This is a genomic window from Myroides albus (genome assembly GCF_024722315.1).
GTDB classification, from domain to species: domain Bacteria; phylum Bacteroidota; class Bacteroidia; order Flavobacteriales; family Flavobacteriaceae; genus Flavobacterium; species Flavobacterium album_A.
Window position 1 is genome coordinate 3,480,512 of sequence record NZ_CP102754.1, and the last position, 18,469, is coordinate 3,498,980.

An 18,469-nucleotide genomic window follows, 5' to 3' on the forward strand; every position below is an offset into this window, starting at 1 on the left:
AAGAATAATAAATCCTCAAAAAAGACAGTTAATAGAGCTACTATAGGATCTCAAAGCAGATAATACATGATAATTCCTAAAAATCACTGCTTTGAATAGTATAATTCTTTATTTGATCATGGGAAAATATAAAAAAACGATAAAAAGAAGGAATCGTAATTCTCATAAAATGAGAATTATATAAATTATAACATCAAAAGTTGACGATTTATCACTATATCTGATCAATAAATTAAAAGTTGGATAATAATTGAATATAATATTTTTTTTATATACATTGTGAAAACTTTACAACAACCAAACGACAACTTTATGAAACAACAATTATTTGAAGTACTTTTCAATAAAGTAGATGACTTCATCTCCCATTTTGAAAAAGTTCCCCTTAAGAGATTTAATAACGGATTAGCATGGGAACAGTTTTATTTTTCTTATTTTTCTTCCATGACGAATACTCTTATTCACTCTATGAATCATTTAGATTATGTACAGTTTAATAGTTATGTCATCCAAGAAGAAAAATTAGACAATATTGGATTGACCTATAATCACAAGAACGAGTTAGTCCGCGCCATTAATTATGAGGAGAACAAGGAAAATCACAAGTTAATTACGAAATACTTGCAAGATAACTTAGATAAGATAAGAACAAACAAGCAAGCAGATACTTATCAAAAAATATCTTGTAAATACGAAATAGACAATACTACATATTTTATCACAGGTACAGCTTTTGTGGATAGCGACACGCAAAGTGTAACTATAGCCTGTTGTAGTTTAGAAATTAACGGCGAGATAACCTATAAAGAAGATAGCTATACTCCTACTTTGAACAAAGCGACATGTGAAGAAGTATATCAGGAATTTATAGCATTAGATGATTGCAGTGAAATTGCTGCACACCAAGTAGCTGAGGAACACAAGATAAGTTTAGATATACTAAACAAAGATTTTATTTACTACTATGGTGATCAAGTAATTAATTACTGTAAGAAAGAAAGGCTTTTAAAAAGCCTTGAGTTATTGCTGTTTAGCTCCATAGATACGGAACAAATAGCAAGAAAATCAGGGTTTAAAAATTGGAATGAGTTACTTGAAACGCTTAGTAAAATTCCAAATATTAATATGAATACACTAATTCGATATAATTAGAAAGTACAAAAAAAAGGGCATCCAACTGGATGCCCTTTTTTTGTATCGTAACTACTAAATTGCTTTAGTTTTTTCTTTCAACCAAGCAGCTTCTTCTTTAGTCAATTTGCTTTCTAATGAATCATAAACCCACTGATTGTAGTTATTTAACCAATCAATATGTGCACTTTCCAGTAGGGACTTATCAACTAAATCCGTAGCAATATAACAAATCGTAAGAGTTTCAAAATCCATAAAATCTCCGAATTGATTTGAAGAAAGCTCTTTCGAGAGAACTAAGTTCTCAATTCTAATTCCGTGCTTACCTTCTCTATACAATCCTGGTTCAATTGAGGTAATCATCCCTACCTCCACTGGAATATCAGTAGCAGTTGGGTTAAATACTTGAGGTCCCTCGTGAACATTCAAAAAGAAACCAACACCATGTCCTGTACCATGTCCATAGTTTCTCAATGTAGCCCATATAGGTCGTCTTGTGATAGCATCTATCTGATATCCTCTTGTACCTTTTGGATATATAGCCATTGATCCTTCAATTGTACCTTTCAAAACAACAGTATAATCTTCTTTCTCCTCTTGGGTAAGCTTCCCTAAAGAAATAACACGCGTAATATCAGTTGTTCCTGTTTCATATTGTCCTCCTGAATCTACCAATAACAATCCTTCAGGTTTTAAGTCATAATTACTATGTGGTTCTGCTTTATAATGTGGTAAAGCACCGTGATCTTTGTATCCTGAAATGGTATCAAAACTAATATCTTTGAATCCTGGTTGAGCTGCTCTAAGTTCTCTTAAATGATCTGCAATATTCATTTCAGTTAGTGTTCCTGAAGCCACATTTTCTTCAATCCACTTAAAGAATTTTGTCAAAGCAACCCCATCGTTAATCATCGCATTTCTTTGATGATTTATCTCAACCTCGTTCTTTATCGCTTTTAGCATAGTAGAAGGATTCATTTCTTCCAAAATAGTTACATCTTGTGGAACTGAATCATAAGTGGCGAAACAAGTTCGCTTAGGATCTAATAAGATAATATCTGATTTACTTAGCCCTTTCAAGTATGCTTGTACTTTTGCGTACTCTTGTATTTCCACTCCATGTGAAAGTAACTCACTTACCACTTCTTGAGATACTTTGTCCGAATCAATAAAGAGAATTGCCTTCTCTTGATTAATAAATACAAATCCCAAAGTAACAGGGTTACACTTAACATCTGTTCCTCTTATATTTAATAACCAAGCCAAGTCATCTAAAGAAGAAATTAAATGAGCAGTTGCTCTTTTTTGTTTCAATACAGCACGTACAGCAGCAATCTTGTCTTTAGTTGCTTGACCTGTTGTCGTCACTGGCAACGTATAAGCTTTTTCTTTAGGCAAAGTAGGTCTATTCTTCCATACAGGGTCTAACAAATCTACATGTCCATTGACATTAATTCCCAAGGGATCTAATATTGTCTTTACTGCATTTGCTACAGCTAATGAAGCTAAATTCCCGTCAAAAGCAACCGTTGCACCTTTTGGAAGAGTCTCCCCTAACCAAGTAACGTACTCAGGAGCGTGTTGTACTTTTAGTTTTACAAGTTCAAAACCTGACCCATTTAACTGCTCGTTAGCTTGAACAAAATATCTCGAATCCGTCCATAAACCAGCAAAACTTTGAGTAATTACTAATGTTCCAGCTGACCCTGTAAATCCTGAAGTCCATGCTATACATTTGTAATGGTCTGGTAAATACTCACTTATATGTGGATCTGAAGAAGGAATAATGTAACCATCTACTCCTTTCTCTTTCATTAAAAGACGAATCTGTGATAATTTCTCTAAATATGTCATTTTTTCTAAATAAATTTTTCAAGCTAAAGGTACAAAATGCAAATCATTGACAATAGCTATAACTGTTAAATTGAATTGTTTTGTTCTTTTTCAAGCTACTTAGTTACCAATTCGTATTTCTGATCTTTCTTAGACTTTAAAGATATTGTTTTATTGCTATTTACGTTACTATAATCAAAATCGCGAAGAGTCAAATCTCGTCTGAATAACTCGGGATTATTAATAAAACTCACAACCAAATTGTACAATAGGCTATTTTCTTCAATATTCTTACCTACAACTACGCGCATTCTTGTATTTTTCTTTTCATTACCGCGTCTGTAATCATATACAAGCTGGCCTTTCTCATTCCATTTTGACTCTAAGAACTCTTCAAAATAGGCATCCCAAATTCCCTTTCCTTTTTCTGTAATTGTTGTTGCTCTTTTTTGAGCAAACCCCACATTGACAATGCTTGCTTTATTTAGATATCCCTCTTCTTTGGTCAATAAATCATATTCTATATTTTCGATAAAAATATTTCCAGCTTGTTTAGATACAATATAGTATGCTACTTTCCCTTGTTCTGTTACTTTAATTCTAAAGTTATCTTCTGTCTTTGAGAAAAAATATATGATTTCTTTGCCCTGATTTGAGTATACCACTTTCTCAAAACCTTCGTCATTTACCTCACTTTCATCTTGTTTACTCGATAAAATAAAAGGTGAAATAGCACCAGGAGGCAAAGAGTAGTAATAATCTAAGACTTTATTGTTAGAACCAACTGAAGCCTCTAAAAAAGAAAAATAATGTTTATCCAAATCAAAGTAATACGTTTTCTGAACCTCCCTATTTGCATACAGGTGATATCTATTATTACCTCCTACAAAAGATAGAGAATCTAAAACAAGTCCTTCGACAATAGCCCCTCTTTCATATATCCCATAGAACAGCGTATTATGTTTGTTATTTCGATATATATAAGGCTCTGTTACACTATCTGTTAATTTAATTGCCTCCAACTCTGTTTCTACCGAAGTATTTGTATCCGCAAAATTTGAAACGATCTTCTCTATTTGTAGGCTGTCATTTTCAATAGCTTTATATTGAATGTATTCGGTATTCCCTATTTGAACAAAATCCCTTGCCCACTCTATTTCCTTTTTAACTTCTACCTCTTGTCCAAAAACACTACCTCCTATTAATAGAAATATCACATACTTTTTCATAAACCTATTTTTAATATAAAATCAATATATTCATTACTCAAAATTACAACTTTCAAATTAATTATCAATCTAAAAAAGTTTCAATAAATATGACAACAAATTAACGCGTTTTAAGTATATATCAAACTACAATATCTCTTTACTTGACATATACTTTAAAAACAAACTTTTACTTTAGATATGTACCGAAAAACTTATCCCAGATCACAGTATAGAAACCAAAATTGTGATTGGGGTACTGATGGTGGTGATTGTGAAACAAACTCAGTCCTAAAACATTCTTCTTTAAAAACTTAGCAATAGTATTTTCTTTCAATATTTCATCGTTTAAATGACCTATAGTTCCCCAGATAAGGTTAATAAAAAGATAGATTGCTATAGCTTGAACTGAAAATGAATAAACAAGTAAACACAAAATAAAAACTAAACCAAATCCAATTGCTTCTAAAGGGTGTAAAACAAATAAACTAATGCAATTCACACTTTCGTGCTTATGATGTCTTTGATGTACTGCTTTATAAAAAACGGGGGAATGTGCGATTCGATGAAATACATACATTAAAAAATCCATCATACCAATTAAAACAATTGTTTGAAGAATTATTGTTGCCCATGAACTATTCTCAGTTACTTGTATAACATCTATTCTAAACAACTCAAATCCCACCAAAAAGACTATTGAATTGCAAACCAACACCACGAGGGTTAAGCGCAAATCCTCCTTACTTATAGGTTCTGTCGATGTCTGAATTTTCTTTCCACCACAATAAGTCGTGCAAAAGTGATAAAACAATACAGAGACTCCAATCAATATTGCATTTAATAGCAGTGAAAAAGAAACAAGTTCTACCCTTGATAGTAGCAATAATAAATCCAACATAATTTAATTCTAAAAAGTAAAAATAGTTAAAATAACTCCAGTTTACCCCATGCTAATAGTCTATTTGCATTAATTCCGCTATAAACACCATACGTTGAATAACCTTACAAACACGTATTCTATTCCTCTCTTTCCTTATATCCAATTCATATCAAAATCACAAACTAACTACACTTATTTAAATCAAGGTAGTAAAGAAAAACATGAATTATTTCCAAAATTGAAAAGATTTTACTCTTTTAGTAGGACACATCATAACCATTGTACCTTAGAGCTTCTCCAAAAAGAATTGGATTTATACAATAAGACCTTTGCTTTGCTTTGATTAGCTTTAATTTTCATTTACTTTTGGAAGTTTGATTACTTTTATTAACCCCAAAAAATAATCTCTAAGTGAATGAAACAAACTAAAACTGGCTCTGCTGTTAGTGCAGCTCTTTTATCTATGGTCTGCGTACAAGGAGGAGCCTCTCTGGCCAAAAAGCTATTTCCAATAGTTGGTGCTACAGGTACTACCTCTTTGCGCATTGGTTTATCGGCTATTTTACTCAATCTCATTAATAGACCAAAGATTTCTAAGTTTACCAAAAAGCAATGGTTATACTGTTTTTATTATGGTGGCTCGATTGCTTTAATGAATATGATATTTTACTTAGCCATTCAGAGGATTCCTTTAGGACTTGGGGTAACTATAGAATTTGTAGGTCCCTTGTTCTTAGCGCTTGCTCTATCACGTAAACTACTTGATATCATTTGGGCTTTATTAGCATGTATAGGAATCTTGCTTATTGTACCCTGGACAACAAATGACATTGACCTTATAGGTTTAGGTTTGGCTTTTACAGCAGGAATTTTTTGGGCATGTTATATCTTAATGGGCAGCAAAGTTTCCAAGGAGATGAATACTAATGACGCAGTTTCTGTTGGGCTGATTTTTGCCACATTCATTGTTGTTCCAGTTGGTATTTACTCAGGAGGATTGGTTAATCTAACTTGGACTTCGGCGGGAATTGGTCTTTTAGTAGCTATTCTATCCAGTGCATTGCCTTTTAGTCTTGACTTATTAGCCTTAAAAAAACTCCCAGCTAATACATTTAGCATTCTTACAAGTTTACAACCAGCCTTTGCTGCTTTATCAGGACTTCTGTTCTTAAAAGAACAATTGAGTTTGCTACAATGGATTTCGATTGCTTGTGTAGTGGGAGCGAGTATTGGTACCACCATATTTTCTAAAAAGTAAAACAGAGAACTTAAATGTTTCATAAAAACACGTTGTCCTATCAAATTGGCCACGTGTTTTTTCATTTTAAAAGGAGTTATAGGCTTCTTAAATGTATCTCATATTGTTGTATTATTCTACAATATGTCCTTTTTGATTTGTTAATAAATAGCCTTGTAGTACATTCTGAGCTGTTGGCATACATATTGGTCTATATATCATACCCAAATTCAAATAAATCGCTGAATATTCAGTAAAAGTAATATCAATCTTATTTGAACAATCATTTTTTTGATTTTACTAATTATAAAACACCAAGACTATGCGAACTTTAGAACCGATACAAGAAAAACAACAGCCGACAGAGAAAAGCTTCTTAGATAAAATAAAAAACATCTTCCATGAAGCCACTTTAGACAGAAAAGATTATATGGTTCTTTTGCTAACTTTTAGTGCCATGATTGGAGCTTCATTTCTTGTTTTTAGACTTAAACCCTATTTCAACAAACTTCACCAAGAAAGACTTAATACGGTATGGGGAGAAATCTTCTTAAACTCAACCTATGTACTGTTGTGTATACAAATAGCATTTCTTCTTTTCATCATATTTCTATACATCAGATATAGAGCTATTAAATCTGTATCCGATGATGAACTTCCTACATGTACTGTAATAGTACCTGCATATAACGAAGGAAAGCTTGTATGGCAAACACTACACAGCTTGGCTGATAGCAATTATCCAAAAGAAAAACTACAAATTATCTCCTTAGATGACGGTAGTAAGGATGATACTTGGCAATGGATGCTGAAAGCGAAAGCTGAATTAGGAGATCGAATTGAGATCTATCAGCAACCTAAAAACATGGGAAAAAGACATGCCTTATATAGAGCTTTTAAGATAGGTAGCGGAGATGTCTTTGTTACTGTAGATAGTGACTCTATTGTAAGAGAAGATACCTTGAGAAACTTAGTATCCCCTTTCATCACTAATGAAAAATGTGGTGCTGTTGGTGGAAACGTTCAAGTATTAAACAGCAAAAGTGCCATGATACCGCGAATGTTAAATGTAAGTTTTGTATTTAGCTTTGAATTTATCAGATCAGCACAAAGTGTATTAGGATCTGTACTATGTACACCAGGAGCCTTAGCAGGATATAGACGTGAAGCCGTAATGAACTGCTTAGAAGATTGGATTAATCAAACATTCATGGGACAGCCTTCTGATATTGGAGAAGATAGAGCAATGACCAATATGATTCTAAAACAAGGTTACCACGTTTTATTTCAACAAAATGCCTATGTATTCACCAATACCCCTGAAAAATATAAAAATCTATATAAGATGTTTATTCGTTGGGAAAGAAGTAATGTGAGAGAAAATATCATGATGAGTAAGTTTGCCTTTAAGAACTTTAGAGAAGGCTCTAAAATAGGACCAAGAATTTTACTGTTGAATCAATGGATTAGAGTTATCATGGCCTATCCATTAACTATTGTAATGTTGTTGTTTATAATCACTCATCCTATTTTATTTGTTGTATCTACACTCTCAGGCATATTTTTATTCTCTACTATTCAAGTGTTTTTCTACTCAAAGAGATATAACATATTAGAGTCATTTTGGGCTTATCCATATAGTATTTTTTACACATTTACTTTATTTTGGATAACTCCCTATGCTATTGCAACTGCAAGCAGAAGAGGATGGCTTACTCGAGGTTAATTGTACTTTTTACTATATTTGATTACTTAAATACCTTCAATAAACAGATTGAAGGTATTTTTATTTAAAATAGGAATACAAATCTTGTGAAAAATGAATTTTCTCTTTATTTTTTAACATCTCTCTCCTTGTAAAACCCTTGTAGAATATAGGTTTTTAAATAAATATAATGTTATATTAGCAAATACTATCACTATACATAATCATAAATATAATCACTGAATGAAAAGACAAATTATTCTTACCGTTTCCTTACTAACATTTACAACAATCACCATCGCACAGGATGATAAGAATAGTATTGACAAGCAATTTACCTCTTTATTACAGGAATCCACTAACTACCAGTCTTACAAAGTTGTACCCAAAGCGCGATTAGAACAATTGCAAAAAAACGTTGGGGACTCTATAGATGCACTTCAGAGCAATATTGTTCAAGTAAACAATGAAATGAATAATCAAAAAGTAGTTGTAGATTCCCTTTCAAACAAGCTTGTAACCATACAAGACAGTTTAGATCTTGCCTTATCAAAAGAGAATAGCTTTGAAGTTTTTGGTATTTCTACTCAAAAATCAACTTTTCAAACTATTGTGTGGTCTATTATTGGACTCTTACTTTTGAGCTTAGGAATCATCTTTTTCCGATTTAGAAAGAGCAATAAAGATACTAAAGAAGCTTTAAAACGCTTAAATGACACTGAACTTGAATTGGAAGAACTCAGAAGAAGCTCTTTAGAAAGAGAACAGAAGATTCGCCGTCAACTTCAAGATGAGATCAATAAAAGCAAACAAGTTTAATACACACTAACTTGTAAAAAAGTCCAGATTGTAAATTACAATCTGGACTTTTTTATTACCCCTTTGCTTAAAAAAAGAAAACTGCTTCTCAATTAACCAATATATTAACACTAATCTATTTTATTTATTAAAATTAACCTTATATTAGCGAAAAATTTAATATATATTAAAAAATACAACTACTGAATGAAAACAAAAGTAATTCTTACTGTTTCTTTTTTAACCTTAGGTCTAACTTGTTTTGCACAAGAGATCGATAAAAGTATTGATAAGCAATTTGCTAAACTTCAAGCAGAATCTACAAACTATCAGTATTATTCAGTTATACCAAAGGATAAGCTTGCCATGTTAAGAAAGAATGTCAATGACTCCATTGTCGTATATAGAGATAGCATCACGAAGATTCAAACTGAACACCAGGATGTCTATAACACGATTGATCAACAGAAAGTAGTTGTAGATTCTCTATCAAAACAAGTAGAGAGTATAAAAAAAGAATTAGAAATAGAGCGAGCAAAACCAAATGGCTTTAAATCATTAGGTATAAATATTACTTCTACTTCCTTCCAAGTAATTGTGTGGGGATTAATAATACTTTGGCTACTGAGTATTGGCATAATCATCTTTAGATCTAAACAAAGTACGTTAAATACTAAAGATGCTATCAAGCAACTCGCTGACACTGAATTAGAATTAGAAGAACTCCGAAGAAATTCGTTAGAACGAGAACAGAAAATTCGCCGTCAATTACAAGATGAAATCAATAAGAATAGATTGTCAAAATAAAAAAGAGCTGACCTTTAAAAGTCAGCTCTTTTTGCATATAAAAACTTATAATGAGTTTAAGAAATCTAATAGATTCTCTCTTTCTTGTTTTGAGAGTGCCTTAAATCTATTTTTTGCATCTAACGCTTCCCCACCATGCCACAGTATTGCTTCTGTTAGGTTTTTAGCCCTTCCATCGTGCAAAAACTCTGTATGCCCGTTGACTAAATATTGATATCCGATCCCCCATAGTGGTCTTGTCTTCCATTCATTCCCATCAGCTAAGAAATCTGGTCTATTATCTGCTAAATCATCTCCCATATCGTGTAATAACATATCTGTGTAAGGATAAATAGTTTGATAAGACAAGGCCTTGATTGGACTATAACCAGTCTTATGCTTGGCAATATGACATTTTGCACAACCTATTTGATCAAACGTCTTCGCTCCTTTTCTGACAGATTCCTTTGTGTGATTACGCGATGCAGGTACAGCTAATGTTTGAGTATAAAAAGTAACTGCGTCTAAAACATCGTCTTTAATATCTCTTTGTACTCTCCAATTATAATCGCCAACATCGTGAGTGTAGTCCCCGTTAGATTGTCCTAAACCAGGTTTATTTGGAAACAGGTAATTTGTTATTCCAATATCGTTGACAAATGCAGCAGCACATTGTTCTAATAAACTGGCAGTATTAGCTTTCCAACCAAATCTACCGAGTTTTGTCGATTGCGTTTTTGCATCAAAGACGTAGTTTGCTTTACCAGAAATACCATCCTTGTCTGCATCGTCAATATCTTGATTCGCCAAAATATCCTGTTCAGGAATTGCCTCTAACAATCCTAAGCCAAAAACAGGCATACCTATTCTCGGAGAAAGTAAAACACTGTTGGGAAGTTGCCTATAAGCATTAATCACTGAATAATGTGGTTTCTGCAAAACTACCTTCGTACCATCTGCAAATTCTTCTGTTATTGTACTATAATTTACCTGGAACTCTACCTCTGGTTGCGTTCCAAAAACAGCTTGATTTTGTAGCTGTAAACCAAACCCTGGAATCGGCATTGGTCCACCATTCTTGGAGACTCCTGGAACACTTCCTCTAAGGAAAAAACCACTGCGCATTGCCAAATCAACTGGAAACGCTGCTCTACCATCTTTTGGATGGCAAGAGATACAAGAAGAATTATTAAAAATAGGTCCTAAACCCTGATTTACTTGATTGGGTGGAGTAACAAATACAAACTCAAAGATCAAATCGCCTGTTAGATGCAGTGACAAATCTTCTGCTGACAAATTACTCGCAGGCATTCCATAAGCATTACTTGAACTTATAAAAGTAGTTGTCTCTCCTCCTGCCATCATTCTCTCCTCCAAATCAGGTAATTGTACATACTCTGCACTATCATTGTTAGAACAAGCACCTAAAAAAAATATTCCTATCGTTAAAAACAAGTATGTCGCATTACTTTTCATTTTATAACAGATAATAATTAAGCCTTGAATTGCTTCAAGATCATTTGATTAAAGGCTATTTACAAAAGATCTTAGTTTAGTATCTAAAAGATTTGCCAAGTCATTTACTTTATTTTGAGCATCTTTCACCTCTTTTCTATTCTTGTAAATTGCCTGAGTAAAAGTATTAGGAATTGCATCAATGGCATTAATTGCATCAGTAATAGCTTGTTTGATTTCCTTATCTAAGGCAGCATTCTTCTCTTGTACAATTTTAGAAATTCCATTGACGTCTTGTTTGTAGTAACCGTTATAAACATTTTGAATACTAATAATATTGTCGATGAAATCTTGCTTAGAGTTATTGCTAAATCTTGACTCTTCTTTTTCGGGCATTGGTGTACTGCCTTCAGGATTCAGTGGTTCTTCTATCTTACCTGTACCGACTTCATCAGCTATGGTAAACAATCCATCTACCAACTCTTCTAAAGCTGCTTGATACGAAGGATACTTATTGTTGCTTGGTCCTGCAGAGATAAATATCTTGCCATAATTTCCTTTGTCAGCTCTCCAAGCGTCATATAGGTATTTTGTATTTAACTGTAAATCCTCTGTTGCAGCTACTAAATATTCAATTTGTCTGTCACTTAATTGATCTGCTTTCTTTAGGCCATCTTCGCCCCACACAAGAAACTCAATTAAGTGAAATCCCCTTGCTTCGTGATTGGCACTTATTAGTTTTGCAGTAATGGGCTGATTGCTTTTAAGAATATTATTCATCGCCTCTACATCTACTGGCCAAGTGTCCATTGCAGGATCCAACCCTTGCGTTTCAACTGGCCCATAAAGAAATCCCTCTGACTGTTCCCATGGTTTTCGCGTATCTACCCATGCCTTTTTTACTTTCTCTAAGTTTTCATCTGTAGAAGATTTTGCAAATACATTCACTGCATCCTGCAATTCAGTAGCTTTGATATTCAAGTCCTTATAAGTCTCCGTAATCACTTTTTGCGTAAGATCTGTCAGGACATTTTTGTATAAATCATCTACTTTTGGCGTTTCTGTTTCATCACTATTACTACTGCAGCTAAATGCTATTGACGATAATATGATAAAACCTACTGCTAATAATCTTGTTTTCATAACTTTAATGTATTTATATTAAAAACTAAACCCAATTCCCAAAGAGAATGTGTTTTCTTTTTGCTTTTTGTCGGTATTGATAGAGGTTACTGGATCGAAGTGATATGACCCTAAAATACGCGTAGAATAATGTGCTTTGAATACTACTTCTGGAAGTATAAACCAGTTGATTCCCCCAGTATAAACACTTCTTTGCCAGCGTGGTTTTCTGACAACACTTCCTTCTGTTTTATACATAGAATCATAATAGTCGTATCGGATAAATGGATATAACTGTTGTTTGAAATTAAAAAAGTGAAGAATTTCATAGCCTAATTCCGCTGATACACCTAAAGCATTTTTTCCAATCGGAGTGCGCTTTACACCAAGATTTTTAGAAAGGCTTGCATTTTTTCGACTAACAATATCAGAGTTCTCTATATTTCCATATACAAAGACACTGTTAAATCGCAAGAAGCTTTCATTATAACTGATATGTGATTCAAAAAGAGTAACATAAGACGATACATCCATATCTTTCTTAGGCCTGTTGGCTGCAGCATCATTGATATAGGCTGCAAAACCAAAGTAAGTATCCTTATGCGTTCCAAACTTGTAGTCAAGTCGAGCTGAAAAAGCGAAACTATTAGCTACACTCATTTCAAATCGCTGTTGATGTCCTCTTTTAATCCAATTTCTCGAACTAAACCCCGTCGCGTCCAAACCACTCGTAATAGATAATTCATATCGCAACTTTTGATTGAGAAACTGACCATAAAACTGTATCCCATTCTCATACCAACCCAACGGAAGTAATTCACTTTCCATTTCTTGCCTATGTGTTGTGAAATACTGTGTAGGTCTGTCCAAACTCTGAGCCAAATTGGTATGAAGTTTCATACGACCAGCCTTAATATTAAAGTATGGTTTAATCTGAAAATCTACGTACAATTGCTCTAACTTAACTTCCCCTCCTGCTTCAATTTCACTCTCGTATTCGCCGAACTCCTCTTGTGTATCTAATTCTATGGTAGAACCTGTTCCCCCATGTTCAAATTCTATCTCAGCCTTCAACTTAATTCGATCAGTAAACTGATATCCTAAGTATAAGTTTAATCTCTCAATATCAAATTTGTCTTTAATATTCAAATCTGTATCGTAGCGACCATAATTGTAGTAATTAATCGCTCCATACCCATTTAAACTAAACCGCTTAAGATCAAAAGGCTTTATCTGCTCCTTTTTTTCTATCTCTTTTAACACCTCTTGTTTTACTTGTTCTACTAAGAGTCTATTAGCTATAGAATCAGCTTGTTGTGCTAATGTTAAAGTAGAATACAGAAACACGACAATTAATAATCTTATACTCATAACAGCTGTTGTAAATGTTAATATTTCACAACAAAATTAACTTATTAAGACTTATTAAAAATAAAAAGAACACATATAAAGCCCCCATTTCATACAATTATGAAACAATACAGAGTTAACGATGATACAATTAGCGCAGAATAAATAAAGATTCAATACTTAAGTTGTTTTAGTTCAACTCATATAGCATTGGCTAATAAAGAATAACAGGGAGAATGAAGTAATCTTAGTAGGGAAAAAAAGATCAGTAGTGGGATAATGTAAAGCTTCTCTTTATTGAATTATAGCAAGTAAAAGACAATAATCAATTCTAAGATAACTCTGCTAATTAATCGCTAATCAGCATAGTCCTATGGCAGAATAACAAATAGTACTAAGCCGTATAAGGACAATACAAAGTTTTGTTTAGATGAATATTTTAGAACTATTAATCTTAATAAAACCTTCAGTATCTAAGTGTTTTAAGGTCCTAATCACAGTTTCTACTCGTAGCCCAGTTAGATCGGCTATTTGTTGCCTGGTTAGATTAATAAGGTAGCCAAATTTCTTACTTTGTGGAGCATGTTGCTTTTTATAAAAATCCAAAAAGACAAGAATACGCCCTTGAGCATCTTGACATGATATTTCAGGTGCCATGAGCGATTTATAATAAAGTTCATTCGCCATATCCTTGAGTATACCTGGTACACACTTTGGTACAGCCCATAGTAGCTTGTAGAATTTATCTTTTGACAATTCTAATATAACAGCGTCTTTCATTGCCACAGCATTATAAGGATAGGTGGTATCATTGAACAACATCGCTTCTCCAAAACTTTCATTTTTCGAAAAGATTTGTTGTATAAATTCCTTACCACTACTCAAATAATTAATAAGCATTACTTGACCAGATAGGACTTGGTAATAATTGCAAGCATGATCGTTTAAAGTGAAGATTCTATCCCCCTTTCGATACACTTTTTCAATTGCACCAAACTCAAATAAAGTTTCTTTATCTATCATGACTTAACAATTAAAAATCCCTTGATTAAAATCATACGAAAACTATATATTTAAACCTGATTTACTACTAAAAGTCTTTTCTTTTAGCGAATTTACGCAATAAAAATAACGGAAAAACAACCCAAAGTAGCAAAATGAAAAAAGATATAATACTTCCTACACCATTGCCAAAAAAGCTTTTAAAAACTGCTCCTGTATATCCTAATAAAGCAGATATATCAAGTCGTAATAAAATCAGAATCCTCGACAAATCAATAGGGTTCAAAATGGTTCCGATTAAAGTGATATTCTCAAGTGGATACTCCCCAAAAACAATAAGGACAGTAAGCAAAACACCGTCGTAAATAATCGCTAAGAAAAGCCATAGTAAAATAGAATAACCAAATCCTTTAATCTTATTCTCATTCTTTAGTCCTATACAATAAGAAAAAGCACTAAAAATAAAAGTTAAGAACACCCCTGTTACGATTAATAATAAGAAGTTTATAATTACTCCAGATGCTAATAAGCCATAGAATAAAAATGGAATACCCAACCCGATAATTAGACTCATAGATAATGAAAGAGCAACTCCTAAATATTGACCGAAGAATATAGTAGATCGTTTTAATGGCAATGCTAATAGCAACTCCGTAAACTCACGTGAATCATAGTAATACATTACTCCGAAAATAGTACTTATCAGAGGAACTAAGACTATGATAACATTCATTAAAGTAATAATCGCTTTACCAATATCGCTGTTTAAGAACAACAATACAATCCCCAATAGGAGATAAAACAACAAGTATATATAACTCCATCGACTTCTAATCAAATCGTAAAAACTGTATTTTAAAATCTTAAGCATAATTTTGTTTTAATATGTTAGCAATAGCTTTTTCAAAACTCTCTTGATTTGTTTTTTCTTTCAACAATTCGATACTTCCCTTAAAGTATATCTTGCCTTCTAAGATAAAAACGATTTCATCAGAGATTCCCTCAACAAAATCCATGATATGTGAAGTTACTAAGATTATCTTGCCTTTATTTTTCTCTCTGATGATCAAGTCTTTTAATGTTAGCAAGGCTACAGGGTCTAACCCAGTAGTTGGTTCATCGAGAATCATGATAGGATTGTCAAACATAAAAGTTAAAAGAATATTTACCTTTTGCTTTGTTCCACCAGAAAGTGCACTTAATTTTTTATTCAAAAATTTTGACAAGTGAAACAGCTCAATGTATTCTTTTTCATCTTGCGTTTTATTGCCTCTCAAATCCTTAATCATATTTAGAAGCTCTTGAACAGTGATATTACTTGGAAAATTGGCGATTTGAGGCAAGTAATCTATCTTCTGTCTATAGTCCCATTTATTCAATACACTTTGATTATCAATGGAAATATTACCACTATCGGGAAACACCATACCGAGAATACACTTATTCAATGTTGTTTTACCCGAACCATTAGGTCCCAATATTGCGATAACCCCTTGTTCTATTTCTAAATCCACTCCCTTTAAGACGTGATTTTCTCCATATTTCTTATATAAACTATCTATCTTTATCATGTTTTATATATTTGGTTATAGGTGTATTATCAACTAAATTATCTGGTGTAAAAATCGGTGATACTTTTTCAGAGAAATCAATGATATCAATAAATAAACTTCTCAATAAAATGATTGATTCAGGTGTTTTATTGACGATATAAGAGAATAATTTGATTGGTCTATAGGGTACATCCCCTATTCCATCTTTATTCAGATCATAGCCTGTATAACCACTCCAATAGTTTGAATCAAAATTATTATGGTTGAGTGGCCCCCTATACACAAGGTCAAATGAATTATTAGAGAAGTTATTATAGTTTACTATATTGTGATAATTAGCTCCGTTAGAGTTAATTGCCCATCCATTTCCAATAAAATCATTGTGAAGATAAGTCACTCTATTAGATCCTTCTATATTGATAGCAGTTGTATTGCCTTTAAAAGTATTATAGTTAATCTCTGTATCGTTTACTTCTTTTAACAATACTCCGTAGGCTGCAGATCCCCAGTTATCTTCAAATAGATTATCTGTCATAGTCATATATTTAGAGAACATAATCGCTACTCCTGCTCCATTGTGAATGTATTTACAATTTTTGACCACATCGTGATTCGAAAACATAAAGTGTAATCCATATCTAACGTTATACTGACTCACATTATCTTCAATTTGACAATAGTTAGAAAATTCTAAATAAATGCCATCTCTTACTTTCTCAACATAATTAGATTTAATGATCACATTATTGCTATACCAAAGTTGGATACCATTACCCGAGTTAAACTCGTTTTTTGCTTTGCCGTAAATTTTATTATTCTCAACAATTCCATCTTTAGATTTTTCAAGGTAAATCCCAAAGAAAAGATTGCGAATTATATTGTTTCGAACAGCAAAGTTTTTGCTTTCTCTAATTCTAATAGCAGCGAAGTCTTTTATGTAGCTTGTTCCTACATTGACAATTGTAAAACCATCTATGGTTACATCATCAGCCTTAACTATAAATATCTCACCTTTGTCTTGTCCATCAACGCTTGCGTCTTCACTGAGTAAGGTAAGTGATTTATCAATTAAAATCTCATTTTCGTAATAAGTACCTTGTTTAACAACTATGGTATCACCCTCTTCTGCTTGTTGGATTGCTTGTTTTATACTAATGATACTACAGTCATGACATACTTGTATTTTTTTAGCAAAACCAGAAACAGAGCAACTTAAAGTGACCAATAAGAACAAGAAATACCTTACATAAAGACTTCTCATACTGCTATATTTTAGAATTTATTAATGCTTTTTAATTTTACCTTGAACATTATCCCATTGATACAACATGGCTTCGTTGCTTTCCTTTAGAATAACACTTGCTTGTTCCTTATTTTGAACAGCCGAAAGAAAAGCTCCCATAGGACTTGGTATATCTTTGCTAATGATAAAAGTAGCTTCTTGAGCTGAAATCATTTTACCAGGTTCACTTAAATTAGACACTAAAATAAATGCATACTGAGATTGATCAGCTTTGCTCTCGCTTAGGAAGTTAATCATACATTCTATGGCATCAAACTTAAAGTTTTTCCCTTTCGTTGTCACCAGTTGCGAAGCATGTGCTTTGTCTACAATTCCCATTTTACAGAAATGACATAAATCCTCTCCGTAATTTATTTCTTGTACCTTAACAGAACAAGAACTAACCAACAGGACCAATATTAAAAAGTAAAGTTTTTTCATCTTTTAATTTGTTTTAGCTTTTCGCCCACATAAATAAGCCAATAGTGTGAAGAACATTCCAACAGCCATTAAATAAGCTCCAATATGTGGATATGAATAGGCATCAAAATTTAAAATTTTTCGATGTCCGAATATAGGTGGTTCATACGTAAGGGGATTTCCGTTTGCATCAACCATTTTCATAATTGCATGAGGGTCTAAATCACTTCCGTAGTCAATCAACCACAGATTAAAGTCATACATCCCCAGTAAACCTAATACACTCATCAAGATCAACCAGTATAAAAAGAATATTGGTTTTACTTTATTCAAATAACCTCCAATCCCCAATAAGATTCCCAACACACTCATCAGACCAATTACGATTGGAAATACAGTAAACTCCCACATTTGCTCAGCTTTAGGAATTGTTTTCATCCCGATATAGTGGTTTAAACCATCTATATTTTGAATATCAAACTCCTTTACTCCTTCTATACCAGTGATATGGATATTCATCCCCAATGGTACAGGATATTGTGGTGCTCCTAACTCTATATTCCACAGAGGAAAGAAAAACAACGAGAGTAATAGCGCTGCTCCCACCATCATTAATAAGCTTGCTTTTTTCATGTCTAAAATTTTATAAAAGGCAGAGGCATTATACACTCTGCCCTTTATTCTCAAACTATTTTACATCAACA

17 protein-coding genes are annotated in these 18,469 nt (G+C 32.8%); 5 read left to right on the forward strand and 12 right to left on the reverse strand.

Annotated elements, in window-relative coordinates:
• The first annotated feature begins 312 nt into the window (after positions 1–312).
• Positions 313–1,152, forward strand: coding sequence for a hypothetical protein (locus NWE55_RS15475; RefSeq protein ID WP_258204385.1), 840 nt, complete (start codon positions 313–315; stop codon positions 1,150–1,152).
• Between the two features lie 54 nt (positions 1,153–1,206).
• Here NWE55_RS15475 and NWE55_RS15480 read toward each other — a convergent pair whose 3' ends face one another.
• The 3 genes from NWE55_RS15480 to NWE55_RS15490 form a co-directional block, all read right to left on the reverse strand.
• A complete protein-coding gene (locus NWE55_RS15480; RefSeq protein WP_258204386.1) occupies positions 1,207–2,985 on the reverse strand; it encodes an aminopeptidase P family protein in 1,779 nt (592 codons plus the stop codon).
• 95 nt (positions 2,986–3,080) lie between these two features.
• The gene (locus NWE55_RS15485; protein WP_258204387.1) at positions 3,081–4,193 is read right to left on the reverse strand and encodes a hypothetical protein; all 1,113 of its coding nucleotides are present in this window, start codon (positions 4,191–4,193) and stop codon (positions 3,081–3,083) included.
• A 169-nt stretch (positions 4,194–4,362) separates the two neighbouring features.
• Positions 4,363–5,073, reverse strand: a complete 711-nt coding sequence (locus tag NWE55_RS15490) for a sterol desaturase family protein (protein WP_258204388.1) — start codon at positions 5,071–5,073, stop codon at positions 4,363–4,365.
• Positions 5,074–5,470: 397 nt separating this feature from the next.
• On the opposite strand from NWE55_RS15490, the gene NWE55_RS15495 reads away from it, so the two are divergent.
• The 4 genes from NWE55_RS15495 (at position 5,471) to NWE55_RS15510 (ending at position 9,602) form a co-directional block, all read left to right on the forward strand.
• Positions 5,471–6,313: an EamA family transporter gene (locus NWE55_RS15495; protein ID WP_155091523.1), complete on the forward strand. Its 843-nt coding sequence runs from the start codon at positions 5,471–5,473 to the stop codon at positions 6,311–6,313.
• Between the two features lie 301 nt (positions 6,314–6,614).
• The gene (locus tag NWE55_RS15500) at positions 6,615–8,018 is read left to right on the forward strand and encodes a glycosyltransferase family 2 protein (RefSeq protein ID WP_155091524.1); all 1,404 of its coding nucleotides are present in this window, start codon (positions 6,615–6,617) and stop codon (positions 8,016–8,018) included.
• 222 nt (positions 8,019–8,240) lie between these two features.
• Complete coding sequence (locus NWE55_RS15505) at positions 8,241–8,816, forward strand: LPXTG cell wall anchor domain-containing protein (RefSeq protein WP_155091525.1); 576 nt, start codon at positions 8,241–8,243, stop codon at positions 8,814–8,816.
• Positions 8,817–9,002: 186 nt separating this feature from the next.
• On the forward strand, positions 9,003–9,602 hold the full coding sequence (locus tag NWE55_RS15510; protein ID WP_155091526.1) for a hypothetical protein: 600 nt from the start codon (positions 9,003–9,005) through the stop codon (positions 9,600–9,602).
• 45 nt (positions 9,603–9,647) lie between these two features.
• Here the strand turns inward: NWE55_RS15510 and NWE55_RS15515 are convergent, their stop codons facing one another.
• The 9 genes from NWE55_RS15515 to NWE55_RS15555 form a co-directional block, all read right to left on the reverse strand.
• A complete protein-coding gene (locus tag NWE55_RS15515; protein WP_160339027.1) occupies positions 9,648–11,057 on the reverse strand; it encodes a di-heme oxidoreductase family protein in 1,410 nt (469 codons plus the stop codon).
• A gap of 48 nt (positions 11,058–11,105) precedes the next feature.
• Complete coding sequence (locus tag NWE55_RS15520) at positions 11,106–12,179, reverse strand: imelysin family protein (RefSeq protein WP_160339028.1); 1,074 nt, start codon at positions 12,177–12,179, stop codon at positions 11,106–11,108.
• Between the two features lie 18 nt (positions 12,180–12,197).
• Entirely contained in the window at positions 12,198–13,529 is a 1,332-nt protein-coding gene (locus tag NWE55_RS15525; RefSeq protein WP_160339029.1) for an autotransporter outer membrane beta-barrel domain-containing protein, read from the reverse strand.
• A gap of 405 nt (positions 13,530–13,934) precedes the next feature.
• Positions 13,935–14,531: a Crp/Fnr family transcriptional regulator gene (locus NWE55_RS15530; RefSeq protein WP_155092517.1), complete on the reverse strand. Its 597-nt coding sequence runs from the start codon at positions 14,529–14,531 to the stop codon at positions 13,935–13,937.
• Positions 14,532–14,598: 67 nt separating this feature from the next.
• Positions 14,599–15,381, reverse strand: a complete 783-nt coding sequence (locus tag NWE55_RS15535; RefSeq protein ID WP_155092518.1) for an ABC-2 transporter permease — start codon at positions 15,379–15,381, stop codon at positions 14,599–14,601.
• On the reverse strand, positions 15,374–16,081 hold the full coding sequence (locus tag NWE55_RS15540) for an ABC transporter ATP-binding protein (RefSeq protein ID WP_155092519.1): 708 nt from the start codon (positions 16,079–16,081) through the stop codon (positions 15,374–15,376). The genes NWE55_RS15535 and NWE55_RS15540 overlap by 8 nt, the downstream gene beginning before the upstream one ends.
• Positions 16,065–17,324 (reverse strand): nitrous oxide reductase family maturation protein NosD, encoded by a 1,260-nt coding sequence (gene nosD, locus NWE55_RS15545; RefSeq protein WP_155092520.1) that lies wholly within the window; start codon positions 17,322–17,324, stop codon positions 16,065–16,067. Before nosD ends, NWE55_RS15540 begins: the two co-directional genes overlap by 17 nt.
• A 21-nt stretch (positions 17,325–17,345) precedes the next feature.
• The gene (locus NWE55_RS15550; protein WP_160339030.1) at positions 17,346–17,786 is read right to left on the reverse strand and encodes a nitrous oxide reductase accessory protein NosL; all 441 of its coding nucleotides are present in this window, start codon (positions 17,784–17,786) and stop codon (positions 17,346–17,348) included.
• Between the two features lie 3 nt (positions 17,787–17,789).
• Positions 17,790–18,398: a hypothetical protein gene (locus NWE55_RS15555; protein WP_155092522.1), complete on the reverse strand. Its 609-nt coding sequence runs from the start codon at positions 18,396–18,398 to the stop codon at positions 17,790–17,792.
• Positions 18,399–18,469: the final 71 nt, after the last annotated feature.